Annotated in this window: 8 protein-coding genes and 1 pseudogene; 5 read left to right on the forward strand and 4 right to left on the reverse strand. The window is 66.3% G+C overall.

Features of this window, described 5'->3' with window-relative positions:
• Nucleotides 1-166, forward strand: a pseudogene (locus B3T77_RS01100) (NADPH-dependent 7-cyano-7-deazaguanine reductase QueF); the annotation flags it as partial.
• A gap of 43 nt (nt 167-209) precedes the next feature.
• Here B3T77_RS01100 and B3T77_RS01105 read toward each other — a convergent pair.
• Nucleotides 210-977, reverse strand: coding sequence for an EAL domain-containing protein (locus B3T77_RS01105; RefSeq protein ID WP_292076290.1), 768 nt, complete (start codon nt 975-977; stop codon nt 210-212).
• Between the two features lie 158 nt (nt 978-1,135).
• Between B3T77_RS01105 and B3T77_RS01110 the strand changes: the two genes are divergently transcribed.
• Nucleotides 1,136-2,008: a DUF817 domain-containing protein gene (locus B3T77_RS01110; protein ID WP_409514547.1), complete on the forward strand. Its 873-nt coding sequence runs from the start codon at nt 1,136-1,138 to the stop codon at nt 2,006-2,008.
• Here the strand turns inward: B3T77_RS01110 and B3T77_RS01115 are convergent.
• Together B3T77_RS01115 and B3T77_RS01120 are read right to left on the reverse strand one after the other, a co-directional pair.
• Nucleotides 1,980-2,642 (reverse strand): DedA family protein, encoded by a 663-nt coding sequence (locus tag B3T77_RS01115; protein WP_292076293.1) that lies wholly within the window; start codon nt 2,640-2,642, stop codon nt 1,980-1,982. The two genes, B3T77_RS01110 and B3T77_RS01115, sit on opposite strands and share 29 nt — an antisense overlap.
• Nucleotides 2,643-2,714: 72 nt before the next feature.
• The gene (locus B3T77_RS01120) at nt 2,715-3,308 is read right to left on the reverse strand and encodes a nitroreductase family protein (protein ID WP_292076296.1); all 594 of its coding nucleotides are present in this window, start codon (nt 3,306-3,308) and stop codon (nt 2,715-2,717) included.
• A 45-nt stretch (nt 3,309-3,353) separates the two neighbouring features.
• On the opposite strand from B3T77_RS01120, the gene B3T77_RS01125 reads away from it, so the two are divergent.
• Nucleotides 3,354-3,980 (forward strand): NUDIX domain-containing protein, encoded by a 627-nt coding sequence (locus B3T77_RS01125; RefSeq protein ID WP_066622976.1) that lies wholly within the window; start codon nt 3,354-3,356, stop codon nt 3,978-3,980.
• Between the two features lie 20 nt (nt 3,981-4,000).
• Nucleotides 4,001-4,828, forward strand: a complete 828-nt coding sequence (cysE, locus tag B3T77_RS01130; protein WP_055754922.1) for a serine O-acetyltransferase — start codon at nt 4,001-4,003, stop codon at nt 4,826-4,828.
• A gap of 9 nt (nt 4,829-4,837) precedes the next feature.
• On the opposite strand, the gene B3T77_RS01135 is transcribed toward cysE, so the two are convergent.
• Nucleotides 4,838-6,913 carry a TonB-dependent receptor gene (locus B3T77_RS01135; protein WP_292076305.1) on the reverse strand — a complete coding sequence of 692 codons (2,076 nt, stop codon included), beginning with the start codon at nt 6,911-6,913 and terminating at the stop codon, nt 4,838-4,840.
• Between the two features lie 51 nt (nt 6,914-6,964).
• On the opposite strand from B3T77_RS01135, the gene B3T77_RS01140 reads away from it, so the two are divergent.
• On the forward strand, nt 6,965-7,710 hold a 746-nt coding region (locus tag B3T77_RS01140), incomplete at its 3' end, for a DUF1624 domain-containing protein (protein ID WP_292076306.1).

Genomic DNA, 7,710 nt, shown 5'->3' on the forward strand with positions numbered 1-7,710 from the left:
CGGCCGCAAGCTGGCCGACCTGCTTAAGCCCAAATGGCTGAGGATCGGGGGATACTGGTATCCGCGCGGCGGCATCCCGATCGACGTCTTCTGGCAGACCGGAGCGCCGCCCGAGGGCCTGTGGCTGCCGGACCAGGGCGTGCCGACCTATCGCGGGCGGGGATAGTCAGAGTGGGCGCGTCCGCCGTTCAGCGGCGCGCGCGTGGCGATCAGGCGCTCAGGGCCGCAGGCGCAGCCTGGTCAGGCCAGGCGACAGGCGAGAGGGCTTCCAGGGCCGGCTTCGCCACCAGATAGCCCTGCATCAAATCGACGCCGAGATCGCGCACGACATCATGTTCGGCCAAGGTTTCGATGCCTTCGCAGACGGGCTGGATGCCCAGGTCCCGCAGCATGTTCAGCGTGTTGCGCACGATGGTGCGCTTGACCGTGTTGGTGTCGATGTCGCGAACCAGGGCCATGTCCAGTTTGACGATGTCGGGCTGGAACAGGGTGAGCAGGCCCAGACCCGCATAGCCGGCGCCAAAGTCGTCGATGGCGGTCTTGAAGCCCATGGCGCGATAGGATCGCAGGATGTTGAGGATGTGGTCGGTGTCCATCACCTCGCTCTCGGTGAACTCGAAAATGATCCGATCCACCGGGAAGTTGGTGCGCATCGCCGCCGCCAGGGTGGCGCGGATGCAAACGCGCGGCTCATAGACGGCGTTGGGCAGGAAGTTGATCGACAGGCTGGCGCCGCGCGCCGTCATATCCAGACCGGCGGCGAGATCGATGGCGGTCGTGCGGCACAGCTGATCGAAAGCATAGCGGTTGTCGTGGGAGATATGCGACAGAACCTGGCCCGCGCCCCGGCCGTCCTTGCCCCGCACCAGAGCCTCGTAGGCGAAGACCGTCTGGGTCGTCACATCGACGATCGGCTGGAACGCCATGGTGATCGGCAGGTCAAAACCCGCCCCATCCTTACAGCCTGCGCAAGACATAAGCTTCTCCTACTGGCCGGCAAGTCTAAGGCGGCAGGCGTTAAAGACTGATGTCGAACAGGAAATTCGCTCGCGGGTTCCTTTCGTGCGGTTGAAACTCCGCAGCGCGGGAGCGGTCCGCTCTTGAAGTTTTTCGCTGCGCCGTCACGGGTAATGCGATGAATCACGCACTTCCGCTCGAAGCCTGGGGGCGCCGTCTGATGACGCGGGCGGAGGCGTGGGCGGATCGGTCGTGGGCGCGGCGCCAGGCCTATGAGTTCTTGTGGTTCGGGCTGAAGCAGGGGTGGGCGTGTATGTTCGGGGGGCTGATGCTGGCCCTGATCCTGGGGACGTTTCTGCTTTGGCCGGAGAGGGCGCCGGTGTCCCGTTACGATTTCCTGGCGGTCGGGGCGGTGGTGATCCAGGCGGCGATGCTGATCTTCCGGCTGGAGAGCTGGGAAGAGGCGCGGGTGATCTTCCTGTTCCATGTGGCGGGGACGATCATGGAGTTGTTCAAGACCGCGCACGGGTCGTGGGTCTATCCCGAGGACAGTCTGCTGCGGATCGGGGCGGTGCCGCTATTCTCGGGCTTCATGTATGCGGCGGTGGGCAGTTATATCGCGCGGGTGCAGCGCATCTTCCATATCCGGGTGCGGAGGTATCCGCCGCTGTGGACGACCTGGGTGCTGGCGGCGGCCATCTACGTCAACTTCTTCGCCCATCACTGGCTGCCGGACGTGCGCATCGCGCTGTTCATCGCGACCGCCGTTTTGTTCGGGCGGGGATGGTTCTATTTCACGGCGGACCGGAAGCGGCGGTCGATGCCGCTGCTGCTGGGTTATTTCCTGGTGGCGCTGTTCATCTGGTTCGCCGAGAACCTGGGCACGCTGGGGCGGGCCTGGGTCTATCCGGGCCAAGCCGACGGATGGGAAATGGTGTCCCTGGCCAAGCTGGGCAGCTGGTTCCTGCTGATGATCATCTCGGTGGTGCTGGTCTCGTTGGTGCACCGACCGGAAGAGGAACCTAGCGGCCCTGTAGCGCTCCGCGCATGATGGCGGACTTGCGGCTCATGCGGGCCTTTACCAGGCGATAGACCACGGCGACGACCAGGATGGTGACGGCGAGGCCGCCGATCAGCAGGGTGGGGCCATGGGCCTCGCTGAGGACTTCCATCTTCGCCAGGCCTTGGGCGGCGAGATAGCCCGGCGCCAGCATGGCCAGCACCCAGACGATCCCGGATGTGACATTGCCGAACTGGAAGGCTCGCTGACGCATCCTGAGCATGCCCAGGGTCAGCGGCACGAAGGCGCGCAACGGACCGAAGAAGCGGCCGACGAAGATCGACATGACGCCGTAGCGACGGCAGTACAACCGCGTCCAGGCGATGCGACGGCGGTGCGCCTTGAACATCGGGCGCTGGAGGAAGCGCACGCCCAGTCGACGTCCGGCCCAGTAGGAGATGGCGTCGCCGATCACCGCGCCGATGACGCAACCGACGATGACATTGACAGGGTCCAGCACGCCGGCCGCGATCAGGCTGCCCGCAGCGACCAGCAGGCCGGTGGCTGGCACGAAGGCGCCGACGACCGCCAGCGACTCGACGAACACGACCAGGCCCAACATGACGCCGGCCCACATATGGTTGCGGGCGACGAAATCGCCCACGGCTTGCAACAGGGAATCCATACGAAGGCCTTGGGGGAGGAAGGCGGGGTCGGTCGAGGTCAAACCGACGTAGGGCGACCTTATGTCACCCGCTTACGGCAGGCGTGTGACCTTGGCGGCCAGGTCGGGACGCGGGCGTTCCAGCGCGGGTTCATCCAGCGTGCCGATGTGGATGAAGCCGGCGACGCTCTCGCCCTCGGTCAGGCCGAACAGGGCGGTGGCCTGGGGCTCGTAGCTATACCAGTCGGTGATCCAACTCGACGAATAGCCGAAGCCGGAGGCCGCGTGTTCCAGGTTCATGCAGACGGCGCCGGCCGACAGCTGTTGCTCCCAGATCGGCTTGGATCCTTCGACCGGCGTCGAGACGACCAGGATGGTGACGGGCGCGGCGGTAAGCTTGGCCAGCACGGCCTGATCTTTGGCCGGGCCGTTGCGCAGTTCGACCAGCACGGCGAGGCGGGCGGCGATGTCGGCGCGCGATTGAGGCCCCAGGACGACGAACCGCCACGGGAACAACTTGCCGTGGTCGGGCGTGCGGGCGCCCAGGGTCAGGATCTCGTCCAGTTCGGCCTCGGACGGGCCCGGCGCGACGAGGGCCTGGGCCGGGGCGGAGCGCCGCTGGGCCAGGCGGTCACGGAAATCTTTTGACGGAACGGGCGGGGGCAGGGGTTCGTTGAGCGCGACCATGCCGTCTAGCTAGGCTTTCATCCGCGTCTTCGCCATAGGTGGCTCATGCGCAAATCCGACGAACCGAAATGGGCTGAGGGGCTGGCGAAACCGCCGGCGTGGCGCAGCGACGGGACCGAGACGGTGTTCGACAGCCCTTGGATGGCCCTGACCCGGCACCCGGCGACGGCGCCGACCGGGATGAAGGCCGACTATGCCGTCGTGCGGTTCAAGAACGTCGGGACCGGCGTCCTGCCCGTCCACGACGACGGGACGGTGACCCTGGTGGGCCAGCAGCGGTTCGCCCACGCTAACTACAGCTGGGAAATGCCCGAAGGCGGTGCGCCGCTGGATGAGGATCCTTTCAACGGCATCCGGCGCGAACTGGCCGAAGAGGCGGGATTGCAGGCCGAACACTGGCTGCCGGCGCTGAAGGTCGAGATGTCGAACTCCATCACCGACGAGATCGGCATGACCTGGATCGCCTGGGGCCTGTCGCCCGCGCCGATCGATCCCGATCCCACCGAGATCATCGCCGTGGCGCGGGTGCCGTTCCTGGATCTGCTGGACGAGATCGGGCGGGGAACGGTGCGCGATAGCCTGACGGTGGCGACAGCCTATAAAGCCTATCATATGGCGATGAACGGTGAACTGCCCGAGGCGCTGGCGCGCGCTTTGCTGGGGCGCGTATGATGTCGCCGAAGGAGCCGATCATGGCCAAGCTGGAAGTCGTCGCAGAAATCGAAATGGACAGCGTGTGGCGTCAGCTACGCGCCTCCGCCGAGGCGGCGTCGCGCGAGGAGCCGCAATTGGGCTCGCAGATGAATGCGGTGATCCTGTCGCACGACGACCTGGCGGGCGCGCTGAGCTTTCAGATCGCGCGCAAGCTGGCGGACGGCGAGATGAGCGCCATGTCGGTGCGCGAAGTCTGTCTGTCGGCGTTCAAGGCGGACCCGTCGATGGTCGAGGCGGCGGAGGCGGATCTGCAGGCTGTGGCCGAACGCGACCCGGCGATCCGCAACCTGTTGCAGCCCTTCCTGTATTTCAAAGGCTTCCAGGCCTTGCAGGGCTGGCGCGTGGCGCACTGGTTGTGGGGGCAAGGGCGCGAGACGCTGGCCTTCCACTTCCAGAGCCGGATCTCAGAACTGTTCCAGTTGGACATCCATCCGGCCGCGCAGATGGGCAAGGGGCTGTTTCTGGATCACGGCACGGGCATCGTGATCGGCGAGACGGCGGTGGTCGGCGACGACGTGTCGATGCTGCACGGCGTGACCCTGGGCGGGACGGGCGCCGAACGCGGCGACCGCCACCCCAAGATCGGCAAGGGCGTTCTGCTGGGCGCCGGGGCCAAGGTGCTGGGCAATATCCACGTCGGCGACTACGCCAAGGTGGCGTCGGGCTCGGTGGTGCTGAAGGCCGTGCCGTCCGGCTGTACTGTGGCGGGGGTGCCGGCCCGGCTGGTCAACTGCCCGACCAACGCCGAACCGGCCCGCACCATGGATCACACCCTGGCCGATGTGGTGTACGACTTCGTCATCTGAGCAGACGCCTCACAAGGCGATCCTGAGCGAGGCGCGGACGCTGCGCGGGGCGCCGGGGTAGATCCACAGGGCGCTGTAGGAACTGGCGGCGTAACGCTTGTCAAACAGGTTGTCGACCTCGACGCGGGCCGTGACCTGGGGCGTCAGGCCGTAGTCCAGCGCCGCCTTGGCCTTCCAATAGGCAGGCAGTTCTGGCGCGCCGAGCGCCAGGCCGCCGGCCCGGTCGCCGACGTAGGCCGCGCCGGTCATGAATGACCAGGTCGTGCCGTGGATGGTGGGGAAGCGACCTATCACGAACAGCGAGCCGGAATGTTCGGGCACGTTCAGCACGGCGTCGGTGGCGAAGGCGCTGTCGTCGGCCTTGGCGTCGGTCCAGCCGTAGTTGGCCACCACCTGCCAGACGTTGTCGATCTTCAAGGCGCCGTCCAGTTCGATCCCGCGCGTCGTCAGCCTGCCCACCGGAGCCAGGAAGTTGGGATCGACGGGATCGGTCGTCAGAATGTTCGACTTCTCGATGTCGAAGACGGTGGCGGCGAGGTCCAGTCCGTCCCAGGCGCCGGCCAGGCCGATCTCGTAGCCCTTGCCATCCTCGGGCGCGAAGCCGGAGCCGTCGCAACCCGTGCCGGAGTTTAGCACGAACGACTGACCATAGCTGGCGTGGGCGGTCAGTTTGTCGGTCAGGCGATAGCGTGCGGCGAAGCGGTATTTCAGGGGCGTATCGCGGGCCTCGCCGACGGCGCTGGTGCGGTTGTTTCGGATGGTCTGGTTGTAGTCGTCGAACCGCAGCCCGGTCAGCAGGCTGAGGCGGTCGTTCACCTCCCACAAATCCTGGGCGTACAAGGTGACGACGTCGCGCGTTTCCAGATTGTCGGTGAAGGGCAGGGGCGTCGGCGGCGTGACCGCGCCATAGACGGGATTGAGGACATTGATCGGATAGGGATTGGCCGCAGTCGGATTGATGCGCAGCCACTTCTCGCCATAGGTCAGCTGATAGGCCTTCACCCCGAAACCGAGGTTGTGAACGCCCAGCCCCGTTTCGACCACGCCGTTCAGCTCGAGCCGGGCCGACAGGTCCTCGACCGAAAAGTCGCGTCCGCGACGCTGACGCCACAGCTGGTCGCCGACCAGGCGCGACTGATCGCTGGACAGGCCCTTCAGCGAGCCGCCGCGCCAGGCGACGCCGCCGTTGAGGCTCCAGTCGTCATTGATCCGGTATTCGCCGGTGATCTGATGCCGTTCGTTGCGGAAGCGGGTCACGCCGTCGCCTGGCTCGCCGTAATAGTTCGAGGGCGGCAGGAACAGGGCGTCGCCGTTGATCGCCGGCATCCCCCGGTCGAACAGGGTCGTGAAAGTTGTGAACTCGCCCACATAGGTCAGGCGCAGATCGTCGGTGGGACGCCAGGTCAGGGACGGCGCCACCACGGTGCGGTCCAGGCCGACATAGTCCCGCCAGCCGTTAGAGGTCTCGCCCGCCACCACAAGCCGTCCGGCCAGGGAGTCGTTGATCGGGCCGGTCAGGTCCAGTTCGCCGCGGCGCAGGCCGAATGATCCCACCGTGGCGGTAAAGGCGGCGGCGGCGGCAAAGCGGGGGGTCTTGGAGACGATATTGATGCGTCCGGCCGGGTCGATGTCGCCGAACAGGGCGCCGGACGGCCCCTTCAGCACCTCGATCCGCTCGGACGTCGCTGGGTCGCGAGGCGGGGCCATGCCGCGATTGGCCAGAAAGCCGTCGACGTAATATTCCGCCCCGCCGTCGGGCGTGCCCAGGAAGCCGCGGATGGCGAAGTTGTCCATGACGCCGCCGCGATTGTTCTGCTGGCTGACGCCGCTGACCAGTTCCAGCGCATCGGCAAGGCGCGTCGCGCCCACGGCCTTGATCAGATCGTTCTCGATGGAGCGGCTGGACGGCGACATGGCCTCGGTGATCGATCCTGCGCCCAGGGTCAGGTCACGCGGCGCCAAGCGGCGGCCCAGAACGACGATCTCCCCCACTGGCTCGGGCTCGACCGCCTCGACAGCGACGGGGGCGGGGGCGTTGGCGGCGACCAGCAGGCACGCGCTGGCGCAGCTCAAAAGGAGGGACAAGGCAGGCTCCGTTTGAAATGTTATACTGTATCGGCTATCCGCTTCCGCCTAATGATGTCAACCGCTGCAACGCTTGTTCCCGCCTCCGCTTCTTCGACTGCCGCGCCAAGCCGTGCGGTCGGTCGGATCCGATCCATCGACGCCCTGCGCGGGCTGGTCATCCTGCTGATGCTGGTCGACCACGCGCGAGAGTTCTTCTTCATCCACGCCCAGGTCTCGGACCCGATGAATGTGGAGGCGACCTCGCCGGCGTTGTTCTTCACCCGGCTGTCGGCCCATCTGTGCGCGCCGGTGTTCGTGGCCCTGACGGGTTTGGGGGCCTGGCTGTACGGAAACAAGCAGGCGGGCGGCGGCAACGGAGCCGGCGCGGCATCGGCCTTCCTGCTGAAACGCGGTCTGTTTCTGGTCGTGCTGGAGCTGACGGTGGTCAACTTCGCCTGGACCTTCTCGATCACGCCCGAGTTGATCTATCTGCAGGTGATCTGGGCCATCGGCCTGTCGATGATCGCGTTGGCGGCCCTGGTGCATCTGCCGCGTCCGGTATTGATCGCCGTTGGGTTGGTCATCGTGCTGGGCCACAATCTGCTGGACCCGATCACCATCGCGGCGGGACAGCCGGGCCATGCGATCTGGGCCGTACTGCATGATCGCGGTTTCATCGATTTGCCGTGGAGCGCCCAGGCGAGGACCTCCTATCCGCTGCTGCCGTGGATCGGCGTGGCGGCGCTGGGCTATGCCATAGGGCCGTGGTTCGCAGGCGAGCAGAGGACGCGGCTGAGACGGCTGGTGCTGACGGG

Origin of the sequence: Brevundimonas sp. UBA7838 (assembly GCF_002500885.1) — a bacterium.
GTDB lineage: Bacteria > Pseudomonadota > Alphaproteobacteria > Caulobacterales > Caulobacteraceae > Brevundimonas > Brevundimonas vesicularis_C.